We start from the raw sequence: 16251 nt of genomic DNA on the forward strand, positions 1-16251 counted from the left end.
TTATAAAATTTGGAATAGACAAAACTATTGTTGTATATTTTATGATGATATATTAAATCCCAAAAATTAAAAACAAGAAATGTGCAAATAGGAAAATACCTGATAATAAGTGGCTTAATTTTGCTGCTCATCGGAATAATCTACTACTTCTGGGGAGAAAAACTCGACTGGATTGGTAGATTGCCTGGAGATATCAAAATCGAAAAACCTGGCTTTAAACTTTATTTCCCTTTAACCACAATGCTATTGGCTAGTTTGATTTTGAATGGCATTCTTTGGTTGATAAAAAAATACTTTAATTAAGCTCGGGAAAAGTAAAAGAGAGTTTTGAAAGGAAAAAATATTCTTGATTCCCAATATCGTTAGGGTTTCGAACGGTTTTGTACCCAAAAGCCAAGAAGTTTTTATTATACCAAGAAAACAAATCTACCGTAACGTCCGATAAGAAAATATTATCTTTTTTTGCTAGATCTATAGGGACAAAATCCACTGGATCCCTATGGTCACCAATAAGTTTTATAAAAATAGTTTCATCTTTGGCATAAGCCACCAATATCCCTTCATTTACAAAACTTGCTTGCACTTTATTGTTCAGCACTGCACTTTCAAGGTTTTTTAAATCTATACTGTAGTCCCATGTTTTCTTGCCGTTTCCGTCAAAAGTAAAAAACAAACTTTGGGTATATTTATAGTTATTAAAATCACGCTGAGTTCTATAGTTTTCACCAAGATGTATCAAATTGCTCCTCGAGTACGACATATTGTTTTTATATTCTGGATAAAAAACTTCTGCTACGAGCAGCACTTTTCCATTGTCCAAAATAGGCTGTTGGAGATTCAAACGCTGCCTTATTTTCGGGTCTTTACCTTTTTCCCTTTTCAAGCTAAGGCGTTTTTGTATTTTTTCTTGTTTTTTAGCTGACAGGTAGGAATAATAGTTCTGAAGCTCTGAAAATTTAAAATACTGAATATCTTCAAAATCTTCTACAGGCGTAAAATAGAAGCCAGATGAATATTCAGAGCAGTTTTCCGCGAAATTACCCGCTAAAAAATACTTATTATCCGGAAGTTTTAGAACTTTTGAGTTTTGAACTACATGTCGCTTGTCTCCCAAGTCTTTCATGTAGAGCAACTTACCTTCTTCGTCAAAAACTGTAAATTTAAATTGGCATTTTTTATCGTCTTTTAGCATCAAGTAAATTTCTTTAGAGTTCTCGTTAATTTCTAAAGACAGTACTTTTATATGATTGGAGTATATCTGAGGTAGAACTTTGGCACTTAAATCAAATAAACGATGGAGTTCGGCAACAGGTTTGTCGTTATATTTACCCAAAATAATAACTTTAGTATCTATGGCTGCAAAAAACTCAACATCCATATCAGTTAGCATTTTGGTTTCTGTAATCACCGCATCACCTTTTTCTAAGTCTAACTTTACGATTTTTACTTTTCGTGTATCCGATTCCCTCAACAAGCAATAGAGATAATTTTTACTTTGAAAATACTTAATAAGACTAAAGCTAATTCCGGGATCTATCGTATTTATCCAAATCTTCTGTAAATTATTATCAAATTTTGAATAAATCAATTTACCTTTTCTGCCAAAAAAATTGGATTGGGAATTTATCACTAACACTCCGTTTGTGTCAAGAGAAATCACGCTAAAATCATCATCTACATCATTTCTGAGTGGAATTTCGACATCAACGGTTTCAACCAACTGTGCAAAAATCGGTTGGCTAAAAATTGTCAATATTATAAAAACGAAATATTTCATCTAGGACCAAGTTCTATTACCTCTAAATTCGTGACCTTCCCATTTTCTATGCTCATTCTCATGATCGTTCTTACATGATGAAAGCCGTGTTTCCCTGCTGCACCAGGATTGATATATACCAGCCCTTGATTGGTAGGATCTTTAATTACTCTCAAAATATGGGAATGCCCGCAAATAAACAAGTTTGGCTGGTTTAATTTTATAATTTTCTTAATTCTTGCTGAGTATTTTCCAGGCAATGAGCCTATGTGGGTCATAAAAACTTTGAGGTTTTCTATCTCAAAAATCAAATCTTCAGGCAATTCAAATCGAAGTTCTTGGGTCTCGATATTTCCATAAACTGCACGAGTAGGTTTAAAAACACAAAGAGCGTCTAAAACTTCGCGATTGCCAATGTCTCCAACATGCCAAATCTCATCTACCTCTTTGAAGTGTTCGAATACCATTGGATCAAGATAAGAGTGCGTGTCTGATATGAGTCCAATGTTTTTCATTTAGTATTTTACTTTAATGCCATGGTATTTTTCTAGTTCCTCGTAGTCTTTTCGCATTGGGTGTCCTTCCCAATCTGCCGGCAAAAGAATTCTTCTTAAATCAGGATGAGTATTGAACTTTACACCAAAAAAATCAAAAATTTCTCTCTCATGCCAGTCTGCCGTTTTCCATAAAGCCGAAACCGAATCTATTCGTGATGAATCATCCAAAGTTCGGTCGATTTGAGTTTTTAATATCAATGAAACACCAAATGGAATTGAGGTGAAATGATAGATAATGTCAATTTTCCCATTTTCTACGCCGTTGTCTATCCCTGTAATACAATTTAACAAATCAAAATAATACGTCGGAGAAGTGTAAATATATTGGCAAATTTTTAAAAGGTCTTTTGTTTCAAACAAAATATATGGTTGGGAAACTTCCTCAAGCAAGGTTAATTCAAGATTTAGCTTTTTTTGTAAATCTTCGAATATTGTTTTGGTTTTTGAGAGGTTCATATATTTAATTTTTTTGAGCCAATAGGAACATCACTGCCATTCTTACGGCCACACCGTTTTCTACTTGGTCTAATATTATAGAATGCTGAGAGTCTGCAGCGTCAGAACTTAGCTCTACTCCTCTATTGATCGGACCTGGGTGCATTATTACTATTTCCTTATCTAACTTTTCTAACATACTTTTGTTTATTCCAAAATACAATGAATATTCTCTCAATGAAGGAAAATACTTCAACTGCTGGCGTTCGAGCTGAATTCTTAGCACATTGGCTACGTCACACCATGCTAGAGCTTCTTCTACCTTATCAAAAACTTTAACACCCAATTCGCCTAAATGTTTTGGAATTAAGGTCTTTGGCCCACAAACTCTAACTTCTGCCCCCAGTTTTTGCAAACAAAATATATTTGAAAGTGCAACTCTAGAATGTAGTATATCTCCAATTATTGCTATCTTTTTGCCTTTTAGGTCACCAATTTTCTCCTGCATAGAGAATGCATCCAACAAAGCCTGCGTAGGATGTTCATGGGTGCCATCTCCTGCATTTACTATATTAGCCTTGATTTTATTGGATAAAAAATGTGGAGCTCCAGGACTACTATGTCGCATAACCACCATGTCCACTTTCATTGCCAAAATATTATTGACAGTGTCCAGTAGTGTTTCACCCTTTTTAACTGAACTGCCCGCAGAACTAAAATTGATGGTATCGGCCGAAAGTCTTTTTTCTGCCAATTCGAATGAAAGCCTTGTACGGGTAGAGTTTTCAAAAAAAAGATTGGCAATCGTGATGTCTCGAAGAGAAGGAACCTTTTTGATGGGTCTATTAATGACTTCTTTAAATTCTTTTGCAGTTGAGAGTATTAAATGAATATCGTTTTCTGTGATATTTTTTATTCCCAATAAATGTCTTGTACTTAAAGAATCCATCTAGTATTAATAATTTTACAAAAGTAATAAAATATGAGTTCTTAAAAAATCTAAACTTAGATACTAAGCTATTTTGCTAATATTAATTTCAAGAAATCGGTTAAATTTCATTCCCTTTCATCACGTTTTACCATTCTTAATGAATAATTATTTGTTTTGATTTTGCCATAAATACGTTTTCAAAGTAGCGTTATTTCTAGCAAAAATCAGCATTTGCTTCCCTCCAGAGATTTTCACATTGACGATGTCTCTTACTTCTCCATCTACATTAAAGCCGCTTTTTATATTATCAGAAATAGCAAAACCTCCTTTTCCATCACCCAAAAGTAGTGTCCCTTTGCTTGCATCGTATCTACCGTATTTCACGCGAGTGCCATAAAAATTCCCTCCCAATACAATATCTAATTTATTATCATTGTTAAAATCCTCGATGACAATTCCATTAACTGGAGCTAATTGAGCTTGAGCTGGCAAACTATTGAGTTTAAATTTATCATTTCCTAAATTTTCTAAATAACTGGTGCTAAATGTATAAGCTTTTAATTCTAATGCATCCTTTAGTTCATCAGATTTAAAAACTTCGGTAATTTTTTGATTTGCATATTCGGAATAATTTACAAATCTTGATTTCAAATAACTCAATTGCATGCTAATGTCGTCTTTTGAAAACACTGGATAATTTTCACCATTATTGTAAGCACATAAAATTGGATCAAGCGTACCATTGTTGTCAAAATCCTTTGCATATAACGAAACAGGCTCTTTTGCTGACGCTTTTAGTTGGGAATTCAAGCCGAAATTACCCAAAACATAATCCATATCACCATCATTATCAAAATCGCCTTCTTCTATCGTATTCCACCAACCGTTTGATTCACCTAAGCCAGCTTTTGTAGTGTTTTCTGTAAATTTCCCATTGGTATTTTCAAAAGTTCTGATAGGCATAAACTCCCCAACTACAATGAGATCTTTTTTCCCGTCCTTATTAAAATCACTCCATAAAGCATCTGTAACCATTCCTGGTGAAATTAATGCAGGACATATTTCTGATGTAACATCTTTAAAGTTTCCTTTACCATCATTTTGCAAAATATAACTCCTAGGAGCTGCAGGATATTTTCCTGAAACCAACCTTCCTCCTACAAACAAGTCCAAGTCGCCGTCAGAATCAAAGTCTCCCGCTTCCACACATGAGCCACTAACCAACATAACAGGTAAAGCTTCAACTTTTTTAGTAAACTTACCTTTTCCATCATTCATATAAAGTCTGTCTTGAAGTTCATTCGAATTCTGTTCTGCTTCATTGCCCCCACTTACAATGTACAAATCAAGATCTTTGTCTCCATCAGCATCAAAAAACAATATTCCAACATCTTCACAGTTTTTGTCTAAAGCAAATACTGAATTAGGTTGTTCTTTAAATTGTCCTGTGGCATTTTGGAAATACAAAACCCCTGTCTGCCCTTTTGCCCCTCCAACAAAAACATCCTCAAAACCGTCCTGATTAACATCACCAGAGGCTATTTTAGGCCCTTGAATTGAAAGTTTATGTGGCAATAATATTTCGCGATAGAAATCAACAAATTCGTTTTCTAGATGTTGGTATTTATCCAAACCAGCAGATACTATTTCATTAAAATAAGGATTTGAATCTTGTGTATTTTGTGGAGTGCTATTTTTAGCATCGGCTTGATTTAAAGAAATTACCTGATTCGCTTTTACATTTTGAAGTATTTGTTCGCGACCATCCGGCCAAATGACTTTGAGCTCATTCACTACATTTTCGATACCGAGACCAAAAACTAAGTCATAAGCAACAGAAGATTGAAAGCCACGGGTAGGCATAAGTTCTTGTGTCAAAGTTTTAGACCCAAGACTTAAAACCACTTTCGAGCCAATTCCAAATGTATTCTGATTTTCTCCTTTTAATTTTATTTTCAAATAATTGTTTTTAGTAAGAACATTGCTGTTATTTCTATAAACAAATGCCTCCAAATCGGTATTGTTCACGACCAAGTCTAGGTCACCATCGTTGTCCAAATCGGCATAGGCAGACCCATTTGATAAGGATTTTTTATTCAAACCCCAATCTTCATTGACTTTCGAAAAACTCAGATCACCGTTATTTCGGTAAGTATAGTTTTCTTCTAATGACGAAGGAATATTCTTTAAAAGTTTGTCAATTGACATCGGTACACCAGAATTATTTTCGTTCATTTTTTCCTGAACTGCAAAATTCATAAAATCCATATTGGTGTAATCTTTTTTCACTCCATTAGTAATGTAAATATCTTTAAATCCGTCGTTGTCTAGATCACAAAAAAGTGGAGACCAGCTCCAATCCGTACCTGAAACACCCGAAAATTGTCCAATTTCTGAAAAAGACTTCCCTTGGTTGTTTAGATGAAGCATGTTTCGCATACTTTGCTGATAAAAGCCATTTTTGACTAGCAGTAAATATTTATCATAATTATCAGGCCCAGAGACCATTTTTTGTCTAGTATTCCCTTCAGGCCACATATCAAGTGTCATAATATCCGTAAAGCCATCATTGTTGATATCTGCGATATCAGATCCCATAGAAAAGTGAGAGGTATGACCAATGTATTTTTCAAGACTTTGGGTAAATGTACCGTTCTGATTATTTATGTATAGATAATCTTGTTCGTTAAAATCGTTTGAAATATAAATATCCGACCAACCATCGTTGTTGATGTCTGAGATAGAAATACCTAATCCGAAACCTAAAACATTTGAAACTAAGCCAGCCTCATCATTAACGACTTTAAATTTACCATTATCGTTTCTATATAATCTATCCTCAAAACTTGGATCTCTCTCTTTTTTCATATCGTTGCTAACCGACCGAAAACTCGCATACTCTTGCACAGAATGATTTAGCACATAAAGGTCTAAATCACCGTCTCGATCATAGTCAAAAAAAGCACCCTGTGTAGAATAACCCTCATCGCCAACTCCATACTCATCGGCTTTTTCTGTAAATGTCAAATTTCCATTATTGATAAAAAGTAGATTTTTCCTTTTGTAACTATCTTTTGCAGCAGACCTGCATACATATATATCTAGTAGACCATCTCCGTTTACATCAGCCATTGTGGTACCTGTATTCCACAAACCTTCTGCAAATACGCCAGCTTTTTGGGCTATTTCCTCAAATTCAAAATCACCTTTGTTTAAATACAATCTGCTACCAACCATACTTCCCGTAAAATAAATATCCTGGAGGCCATCGTTATTAATATCTCCTACGGAAACACCTCCACCATTGTATAAATACCCATATGTAAGAATATTAAAGTCAGGCGTTTCACTTATTAGGTTCTTAAACTTGATTCCTGTTTGACTACTTGGCATTAATGTAAACATTTTAGAATCATCCGACTGATTACAAGCGGCACAAAAAGCTAACACCAAAGCATAAACGAGAGAATGGGCAAGAATTCGCATTATTTAAAATTAAAATTGAATCAATATATGGAAGAATAAGTATTAAAAAAAATATTTAAATACCAGACTTAAATTTTCGTAAAATCTAAAGCTTTAATTTTTTTTTCTAAAAAAAAGAGCACGTGAGTTTTATTCACATGCTCTTTTAAAATCTATATTATACTATCAAGGGAAATTAGAACCACCTGTATCCCACCATAATCGGGTACCGATTTCATCTTTACCTTTAAGCTTGGCTGTAGCGTCAGCCACACCTTTAGCGTTTCCATTTCTCTCCGCATTCACGAATGGCATACGTCTAAGAATATCTCCTTTTGGAATTACTCCCCAGTCGGCATTGCTGCTGTTCTGATATACTGGAGGAAGTTTTGGATAACCTGTCCTTCTATGATCCATCCATGATTCCATCTCGTTTGTATAACAAGCAATCCATTTTTGGGTAATAATTTTCTCAAGTTTGACCTCTTTGGAAGCTGCCTCATCCCAAGCTACTGTAGTTGTAATTTGATTCTTAAAATCATTGACATCACCTGATGCTTTAGGGTCGTCATAATCTATCGGTAGGCTTTTATTATCAGCCAAATAAGCATCTACACCACCAGTTCCCCAAAGCTCAAATGAAGCCCTAACGCCTGCTTCGTAATTTGCTTTTGCATCCCCAGCTCCAGCCCATCCACGCAAAGCGGCTTCAGCTTTTAAGAAATAAACCTCATCAGCACTCAATACTTTACGTTTTGTAACTTTTGCTGGATCATTAAAGCTTATATCTAAGGTAGAAAAACTTAATCTATCATCTTTCGCAACCAATTCAGCACCATTACGAATACCTTTATACGGCCACTCTGGGTGATCTTTTACCAAAGACAAATCAGAAACTGGATCAAAAAATGCATGAATTCTATTGTCTTTGTAACCAATCAAAATTGACTCCATAGTAGCACTCATACGTGTATCACCCCATTCAAAACATATCTGTGCAGGGTGAAATTTGTTTCCATATCCTGAAATATTAAAATTATCTCCGTTGGTTAAAATTAAACCAGCAGGATCTGCCAATGCTTTTTCCCCCTCTTTTTTGGCAAGAGCTGGATCAACTTTAGAAACTCTCATTGCCAATTGTAACCGCAATGAGTTAGCATATTTAGCCCATTTGGCAACATTTCCGCCATAACTAGCATCGAAACTGTTTAGTCCAACATAGTCTTTATTTTTACTAAATTCAGCTATTATACGATCTAAGTCACTAAAAAATGCTTTGTAAAGCACATCTTCACTATCGTATAATACTTCTCCGGTTTTTCCATAATTGGTATAAATTATAGGCCCTTGATATAAAGTAACTCTTGACATTGAAATTATTTTAATCAAATTAGCCCACTCAACAAATACAGAGTAGCCATCTTTTTGGGCGATCTCAATTACTTGTTTAGCTGGTGCCATTACATTGCTATATTCTCTACCCCAATATCCATTCCAACGAATGTAATAAGTGGTATTATTTACACCACCCACAAATGGAGTTGGTGTAGCCAAATGCTGAGAATATGTTACGTTAGTCAAATTGTGATCAATCTGGTTGCCAAATATCTGCCCTAACATGGAGGGAAAATAAGAACCTACGTGATTGAAATCCTGTTTTAAAGATTCTGTTGAGATCTGATAAGGATTGGTATTGATCTCTTCAAAATTGTCTGTACAGCCCCCAAAAAGCAAAACAGAGGCTATTAGATATATTAATTTCTTCATGTTTTCTTGTTTAAAAAGTTAATTTTAGATTGAAACCATATGTTCTAGTTGAAGGTAGATTGAAGTTATCTAAACCTTGAGCATTCTGGTTTGTACTCATTGCTAATTCTGGATCAAATGGAGCTACTTTGTGTAAGAAAAACAAATTGTTTCCAATGAACGAAATGTTGGCAGCCTTGATAGGTAGGTTAGTTTTTGCCAAGTTCAAATCATATCCTAAATTAAACTGAGCCAGTCTGATATTAGTACGATCATAAACATATGCCTCTCCAATACCATTTCTATCACCGATAGCTCTGTACCAAGTTTCAGCATCAACCGTTGTAATGGCAGCCTCTGTATTTTTATCAACCCCATTCACTTTTACTCCACCAGCATCTCTTGCGTCTGCAGTTCTTAAAGAAACCCCAGCACCGTCTAGCATAGATTCAGTCTGGCTAAACACGTGGCCTCCAAACTTACCATTGATCAAAACTCCCATATTAAATCTTTTGTAGGTAAAATTGTTATTCCATCCCAAAGACCATCTTGGATCCAAATTACCAACAAGTTCGGTAGTTGCCGTTCTTAAAGGTTTGCCATTGTCAAAAATGATTCTGTCTTGAGCATCTCTTTGGAATTTTAATACATACAAATCATTGAATGCACCACCAACTACCAATTTAGAATCGTATCCTTCCGAGCTACCCAATTGGATTACTTTCTTAGGATCTGGTCCGATATCTACTATTTTATTTCTATTTCTAGTAAAGTTAAAGGCAGTAGTCCACTGAAAATCATTCGTTTTATAAGGAGTAGCACTTAAAGTTAGCTCAACTCCTTTGTTGGTGATTTCACCTGCGTTAATAAACTCTGTGGTATATCCACCCTCACCAGAAACAGTTGGTACTTGTATAAACTGGTCTTTACTTGTGATATCATAATATGTAAAGTCTATACCAAACCTATTATGAAAAAATCTCCAATCAGCTCCAAACTCTAAACTTGTGATAATTTCAGGCTTAGCATTTAAGAAAGGCTTCACCGTATTTCTTACTACACCACCACTTGCATTAATGCTATTTTGAGGAAATATCCTATTAAATGGCACTTCGTTTCCTACTTGAGTATAAGAAGCTCTTAATTTACCGAAAGTAATAAAATCAGGCATTTTAAACATTTCGCTAACTATTCCTGTAAGACCAACAGATGGATAAAAATAGGAATCGTTGCCTGTCAAAGCCAAAGTAGATGCCCAGTCATTTCTTCCTGATAAATCAAGGAATAACATTTCTTTAAATCCAAACTGGAAGTTACCAAAAAGACCTTGTTTTACTACCGAACCATTTGTGATTGAAGAAACTTGTACGTTGGTAGGTAAGTTTTGGAAATAAAACTCATTTGGATACAATAGACCTACTGTACCAGTATTGACAGCTACGCCAACGCCATATTTGGTTTTTTGATAGCTACCACCGATTACTGAATTCAAAGTAAGATTCTTACTAAGGTTAGCAGAATGGGTTAGAATTGCATCTGTGTAGGCAAGTTGATCGTCATAGTTTGAATAATCCCAGGCTCCATTAGGATGAACATTGGTAGAGTTAGAAGTAGCAGCATGCTGTTGCTCAAACTGTTTAGCTGCGTAATCAAAATTACCTCTTACCTGTAGCGTCAAGTTTTTAAGAATATTGTAGGCAACACTCATGCTTCCAATTGCTCTTTTTGAATCGTCAGTTTTAGGTTCATTATTAACAATCCAGTATGGATTAGACTGATGGTGATCCGAAACAAACCAATTTTGAGCATTTATATTTCTCTTTTCATTAAAAACCGAATAATTGTTCCTATAGTCACTAAAGTTCCTTTCTCTAGGGAACATATACAAACCAGTAAGTGGATTTAAATAATAACCAGCTGTAAGCCTATTTTCCGTTTTTTCCATTGCAAGAATTACGTTAGAACTTATCGTAACTTTATCTTTAAACATCTTTGTAGACTGTTTGAATGAAAAGTTATTTTTACCATAATTATTATTTGGTGTTATTCCATTTGCTTTTGTGTTAGCATAAGAAAAATATGCTTTGGTTTTATCATTACCACCACTTACGGTTACAGCATTGTATCTATTATGTCCTGTTTGGAAAAAATCTTTAACGAAACTGTCATCATAATTTCCAGCCGTTGTTGACCAACTTTCTTTTGCGTTAGACTTAGCACCATATTTATACTGCAATTCTGGTAATTCTATATAATGCTCATTAGTAAATCCAGAATTCAATGTAACAGTAGCTTTTCCAGAAGCACCCGATTTTGTTGTTATTAAAACAACACCGTTTGCTCCTTGACTACCATATAATACAGCAGCATTAGATCCTCTCAATATACTGATACTTTCTATATCCTCAGGGTTAATTGCCGAAAGTCCATCGCCTTGGTCAGTGCCACCCCACATACCTGGTTGGTTTCCTCTATTGTTAGCCATAGGAATACCATCAATTACAAAAAGAGGAGAGCTATCACCACTTAGTGATTTATTTCCTCTTAATACAATTTTAGTAGAACCACCCGCTCCTGAGCTGCTTCTTTTGATTTCTACACCAGCAGCTTTTCCTGAAAGACTGTTCATGAAATTCGGGTCCCTCGTTCTAATTAACTCATCTGAACTAACTGTTTGTTGAGCATAAGAGAGTGTTTTTTCCTCACGCTTAATACCTAAAGCGGTAACTACAATAGCGTCTAATAAGCTAGGATCACTTGCCAAGGCCACGTCAACAGTGTTGCTACTACCAACCGAAATCGATTGACTCGTCATTCCAATGAACGAAAAAATCAATACGTCTTTAGAGGCAGCCTTAATAGAATATTTGCCTTCTGTGTCAGTCAAAGCACCAATTGAAGTACCCTGAACAACAACACTCACTCCCGAAATAGGAGATCCATCATCGGAATCTGTCACCTTGCCAGAAACCGTTTTATTTTGAGCTAGAATGGGAAGCGAACCCAAAAACAGCACAAAAAATAGTAGTTTTTTTATCATGTCTGATAGATTTTGGTTAAGAAAATAGTTTTGCAGTTTTTTAAACTTACCCTAAATTAAAATATTTTAATAAGTACTCCTAATTTATTTAATATTTTTTTAATAGGTGCCTAATAATAAATTATTTTTCCAAACAAATATCTTCTTTTAGTGCAAGAAAAAATGGATAAAGAGTATTTCTGAAAAAGCTTAAAGCTTAACCGAAATAGCTAAAAAATAAAGATTTTTTTATAAAGAAGACGTTTGAAAGAAATCGAAGTTGAGGATTTAGGAGGTTTTAAAAAAGACTTAATATAACTTCAATCCTAACATTTTTTCGTAAACCAGAGATTTGGTGCCAAAAATCTTTGCTTGATCACCCATTGGAGAAATTAATACATTAAGGTTTTTTTTGAAGTCAGTTAAACAATATTTGTTAATGGCTTGATTTAAGGTAGAAACAATCAACTCTCCTGCTTTGGTTAAAACACCATCGATAATGATGATTTCTGGATTAAACATATGAATAGCTATCGAGAGTCCTTTTCCTAATTCTCTACCGATATCAAATATCAAATCTATTGAGAATTCGTCCCCTTTTAGGGCAGCATCCACTACATCTTCTAATCTAATCTCATCTTTTTTCAATGCTAATGTAGAAGTTTTGCCTTCAACTATCCCTTGCTTTGCTTTATTTATGAGTGCCAAAGCAGATGCAACCGTTTCTAAGCACCCTTTTTTACCACAATGACACAGCATTCCATCGGGCTTTATTTGGATATGCCCCAATTCGCCAGCGAACCCATCTGCCCCTTTTATAATCTGCCCATTGCACATAATACCAAGGCCAATTCCCCAATCTAGGTTAATTAACAAGACATTAGATTTGTTTTTAGCCAAACCAAAATGATGCTCACCTAGCATTGAAGCTTGTGTGTCATGGGTAATAAATGTAGGAATTTTTAAAGATTCTTGTAATATCTCTGCTAAAGATCTATCGTTCTCATTATGATTAGGATAAGAGTAATTAATTCCTCTTTCCATACTTAACAACCCCGGTGAAGAAATACCAATAGCCCAAACTTTGGTTTCTCCTATGAAGACCGAAGACTCAAACTTCAAGTCTTCAATCAAGGTTTCGGAGTTTATATCAAAAGTCAAAGTTTTTCTTCTTAGTATCTCATTTCTAAGATTTAATAAGTAAAAATTAGTTTCATAGATATTGATATCAATAACTAAAACCTGATTTTTATTCGGATTTAAATCAAACAAACTCGGTCTTCTACCTGACTTTGTTTTTGACGAACCTACCTCTGCTATCCACTCATTCGCTATTAACTCATTGATATATACCGTAATAGAAGGGACACTTGTATGGAGTTTTTTGGCTAATTGAGCAATGGTAATAGCACCAGAATTATATATTTCAGTTAATATTTCTACTATGTATTGATTTTTCTTAATCTCTACGACAGACGAAAATTGCTCATTATTATTAACCATCAATTTAAAAGTTTTTATTTACAGGGAAATTATGTGGTAAATTTATCAATAATCTTCGATAACTTTCAAATAGTGGATTCCCGAAGATGTATTTATTTTAGAATTTTGTTTTTCAATTCGAGGATTTGCCCCACCAAAAAACTTATAAAACTCGATTCCACCAAATGATTTTCCGTAGTTCAAATATTGAAACATACTTATAGCAACATTTTTACCTGTCTTGTCAAATACGATACTCAAAGGCATAATTCCAGAAAGCGGTATATTTCCTTTGTTGGTAAGCGAACCATCCTTTCCCAAGCTTAAAATAGAAATTGAAGATTTACCAGTATTTCGATCATTAATGGGGTAGTCAAAAGACTTTTTAAGATTTGACACCAAAATTGTACTACCATCTGGATGTAGGACTAGGGATTTCGGATTTTCTTCAACCTCTGCTTTTGAAATTAATGAATGTGGCTCTTGTTCATTGAATTTAATTACAAAAACCTGACCTTTAGGTGCATTTACCCCTATCTGATCCTTAGCGTCTATTACTAAAAAATATTTGCCATCTGCACTGAAAGTGCCAAAAGTGGGAATTCCATCAAATTTTATCGTATTGCCAGACTGCTCCACCCTAATTATCTTTTGGGTAGGACCATCTTTTATTACTTTCAGCAAGCCGATTTCCTTAGTATCCTGTTTTAGATATACCAAAAAATCTTCTGAAGGATGCCAAATCACGTCATTTATAACGCCATTCCCTAAAGTATTTGGCTTCGAAATTACTCTAATTGGTTTTCCGAATTCATTTAATTCAAAAATCTGCAATTCTTGATTATAACCCTCAGCTGCTACTGCAAGGTATTCGTTTGATTTATTTAATGCTATAGCTCTAGGATTCAAAGCCACTGGAAATCTATAATCTGGCTTAATATTTCGGAGGTTAGCAATATCCACCACACTAACATATGCTCCATCTGGCAAACCAGTAAACTGAATTTGTTTTTCGTCTTTTTTGAGCCCGCCTTTGCTTTCTAAAACGTAGCACATTCTGTTGTCAGACTTCAATGCAATTGCTCTATTGTTGTTTAGAACAGAATTAGAAAGGATTTCCTCCGAGTTTTTATAAGAATCCTCTAATTGTAAAGGAAACAAAAATGCTCCCATTTTATCTGTTCCAACTTTATCAATCATACCTGTAGAAAACGAAAACGGGCCAAAATCTGAATCTTCCAAATACAAAATGCCCTTTGCATCAAAAGAAATTGGTTGAGCGAGAGCACTAAAAGAAATACAAATCGAAAATAATAGTCTTTTCAAAGCCTTTTTATTTTTCAGTTTTTAAAATCAACATGCATCATAAACCTGAACTTTCTCCCATAGCATCGAGCAGGCTGCTATAAATGCATGATGGTCGGCATGGTCTTGATAAATATCTTGTTTCTCGGCAGTTTCGAAGATAAAAGTGATACTAAAATCATAAGTAGTATCTATAACTTCTCTATTGGTATTGGCAGGTTGTCCAACATATGCAACACCTATTTCCGCTATTTCAGATAGCTTCAATAGACCCGCATGCAATTGCTTTTTGTGATCCTCATTTCCTTTTTCTTTTAACCAAAAAAACACTGTGTGCACAAATCCTGTTTTTAAATTTCCCATTTTTAATTTTTATAAGTGTTAAATAAATCCAAAGTTCCTAAAAAAAATGTTGATATCGAAGAACCATGCGTTCCCCCAGTAATTTTTTCTAAAGTAACACTCGGCGACCCTTTAGCTGTCATACCGACCTGTGCACTTTGTGAATTAAAAAAAGGAACATAAGTGTCTGCATCTCCATGGTACAATCTGGTTGGTATTTTCGATTTCCAACTGACCAAATCATTGTCATTAAAAGCTGAAATCCAATCCAACTCTGTATTATTTTTAATTCCATCTTTAAAGGAAGTTTTTAAAATCTCATCGAAACTCAAAGGAATATCTACATTTTGAGCATTCTTTTCTATCTGGCTTGCATAAGGTTCAACAAAATAATCCGATGCAGGTCTATTAAAACCATACAAACGATTGTAAGTCAATAAAACCCAAATATAAGATCTATTATTGACAACCTCTCCGCTGGTTTTGAAATTAACAAATGCATTTACCGTTTGTGTTTTATCATAAGCTCCAGCACCACAGCTTGATGCTTTTAAGTTAAAAAACGATGAATATTCTTCTTCTATTAATTTTTGCGTAGCTAAAGTAGCATAACCACCTTCCGAATACCCAGCTAATAGAAGATTTTGATTCCAGTTGGTGCCTTCATTTTTCAAAAACTCTTTTACAGCTAACAAAAAATCTACATTCGCCTGAGATAAACCTTTTTTATGCTCATAAGGATGAGGATAGGATTTTGAATCTCCATAACCCAAATAATCTGGCATGGCAACAATAAAACCTGAAGATGCCAAAAGCATGCCTAGCGAACTTTCTGAAGAAGTATTAAAATAAGAAGGTGCTTGACTTTCGTTGGTTATAGTTCCGTGCTGAAGACTTGCCAAGGCCAAAGGCTCGCTTATGTCTGTTGGAATTATTATGGCTCCTGAGGCGGTTATCAAATCACCTTCAACAGTTTTAGTTTGATAAGAGATTTTATGTAGGCTAATTCCTGACCTTACCAAAAATGTTAATGTTGAGCCTTGAGCCCCAAACTGAGCCGTAAGACTATTTGTAAATTCAGTTTTGGTAATAACTTTTACAGAATTTGAAGAAATCAGATATTTGTCAAACTCCAGAATAGGATCTTTTTCGCAGGAAACGAACACAAAGACCAATAATATCCACTTAAAATATAGTTTCAAGGCAAGAAGAT

General features: G+C 34.7%; 12 protein-coding genes. 1 reads left to right on the forward strand and 11 read right to left on the reverse strand.

All coding sequences use genetic code 11. The features are described 5' to 3' along the window. Positions 1–81: 81 nt before the first annotated feature. Complete coding sequence (locus tag EGI22_RS07115; RefSeq protein ID WP_255067427.1) at positions 82–303, forward strand: DUF2905 domain-containing protein; 222 nt, start codon at positions 82–84, stop codon at positions 301–303. On the opposite strand, the gene EGI22_RS07120 is transcribed toward EGI22_RS07115, so the two are convergent. From EGI22_RS07120 to EGI22_RS07170, 11 genes are all read right to left on the reverse strand, one after another. Then, positions 296–1777, reverse strand: coding sequence for a hypothetical protein (locus EGI22_RS07120; protein WP_255067428.1), 1482 nt, complete (start codon positions 1775–1777; stop codon positions 296–298). The genes EGI22_RS07115 and EGI22_RS07120 overlap by 8 nt on opposite strands. Further along, complete coding sequence (locus tag EGI22_RS07125) at positions 1774–2271, reverse strand: metallophosphoesterase (RefSeq protein WP_255067429.1); 498 nt, start codon at positions 2269–2271, stop codon at positions 1774–1776. The genes EGI22_RS07120 and EGI22_RS07125 overlap by 4 nt, the downstream gene beginning before the upstream one ends. Then, a complete protein-coding gene (locus EGI22_RS07130) occupies positions 2272–2769 on the reverse strand; it encodes an NADH-quinone oxidoreductase subunit C (RefSeq protein ID WP_255067430.1) in 498 nt (165 codons plus the stop codon). It abuts the gene before it with no gap. Between the two features lie 4 nt (positions 2770–2773). Further along, positions 2774–3697, reverse strand: coding sequence for an aspartate carbamoyltransferase catalytic subunit (locus EGI22_RS07135; protein WP_255067431.1), 924 nt, complete (start codon positions 3695–3697; stop codon positions 2774–2776). Positions 3698–3844: 147 nt separating this feature from the next. Continuing rightward, positions 3845–7165, reverse strand: a complete 3321-nt coding sequence (locus EGI22_RS07140; protein WP_255067432.1) for a VCBS repeat-containing protein — start codon at positions 7163–7165, stop codon at positions 3845–3847. Positions 7166–7330: 165 nt separating this feature from the next. After that, positions 7331–8911: a SusD/RagB family nutrient-binding outer membrane lipoprotein gene (locus tag EGI22_RS07145; RefSeq protein ID WP_255067433.1), complete on the reverse strand. Its 1581-nt coding sequence runs from the start codon at positions 8909–8911 to the stop codon at positions 7331–7333. A 10-nt stretch (positions 8912–8921) separates the two neighbouring features. Then, positions 8922–11930: a SusC/RagA family TonB-linked outer membrane protein gene (locus EGI22_RS07150; protein WP_255067434.1), complete on the reverse strand. Its 3009-nt coding sequence runs from the start codon at positions 11928–11930 to the stop codon at positions 8922–8924. Positions 11931–12218: 288 nt separating this feature from the next. Then, on the reverse strand, positions 12219–13412 hold the full coding sequence (locus EGI22_RS07155) for an ROK family transcriptional regulator (protein WP_255067435.1): 1194 nt from the start codon (positions 13410–13412) through the stop codon (positions 12219–12221). A 45-nt stretch (positions 13413–13457) separates the two neighbouring features. Further along, positions 13458–14717, reverse strand: a complete 1260-nt coding sequence (locus EGI22_RS07160; protein ID WP_255067436.1) for a lactonase family protein — start codon at positions 14715–14717, stop codon at positions 13458–13460. Between the two features lie 27 nt (positions 14718–14744). After that, positions 14745–15059, reverse strand: coding sequence for a Dabb family protein (locus EGI22_RS07165; protein WP_255067437.1), 315 nt, complete (start codon positions 15057–15059; stop codon positions 14745–14747). A gap of 2 nt (positions 15060–15061) precedes the next feature. Beyond that, positions 15062–16240: a lipase family protein gene (locus tag EGI22_RS07170; RefSeq protein WP_255067438.1), complete on the reverse strand. Its 1179-nt coding sequence runs from the start codon at positions 16238–16240 to the stop codon at positions 15062–15064. Positions 16241–16251 lie beyond the last annotated feature (11 nt).

Source organism: Lacihabitans sp. LS3-19 (assembly GCF_024343575.1).
GTDB lineage: Bacteria > Bacteroidota > Bacteroidia > Cytophagales > Spirosomataceae > Leadbetterella.

Excerpts from the sequence above, each read along its gene's own strand:
- EGI22_RS07165 (WP_255067437.1), bottom strand. The coding sequence starts at position 15,059 with ATGGGAAATTTAAAAACAGGATTTGTGCACACAGTGTTTTTTTGGTTA.
- EGI22_RS07120 (WP_255067428.1), bottom strand. The coding sequence starts at position 1,777 with ATGAAATATTTCGTTTTTATAATATTGACAATTTTTAGCCAACCGATT.
- EGI22_RS07140 (WP_255067432.1), bottom strand. The coding sequence starts at position 7,165 with ATGCGAATTCTTGCCCATTCTCTCGTTTATGCTTTGGTGTTAGCTTTT.
- EGI22_RS07145 (WP_255067433.1), bottom strand. The coding sequence starts at position 8,911 with ATGAAGAAATTAATATATCTAATAGCCTCTGTTTTGCTTTTTGGGGGC.
- EGI22_RS07150 (WP_255067434.1), bottom strand. The coding sequence starts at position 11,930 with ATGATAAAAAAACTACTATTTTTTGTGCTGTTTTTGGGTTCGCTTCCC.
- EGI22_RS07155 (WP_255067435.1), bottom strand. The coding sequence starts at position 13,412 with ATGGTTAATAATAATGAGCAATTTTCGTCTGTCGTAGAGATTAAGAAA.
- EGI22_RS07125 (WP_255067429.1), bottom strand. The coding sequence starts at position 2,271 with ATGAAAAACATTGGACTCATATCAGACACGCACTCTTATCTTGATCCA.
- EGI22_RS07130 (WP_255067430.1), bottom strand. The coding sequence starts at position 2,769 with ATGAACCTCTCAAAAACCAAAACAATATTCGAAGATTTACAAAAAAAG.
- EGI22_RS07135 (WP_255067431.1), bottom strand. The coding sequence starts at position 3,697 with ATGGATTCTTTAAGTACAAGACATTTATTGGGAATAAAAAATATCACA.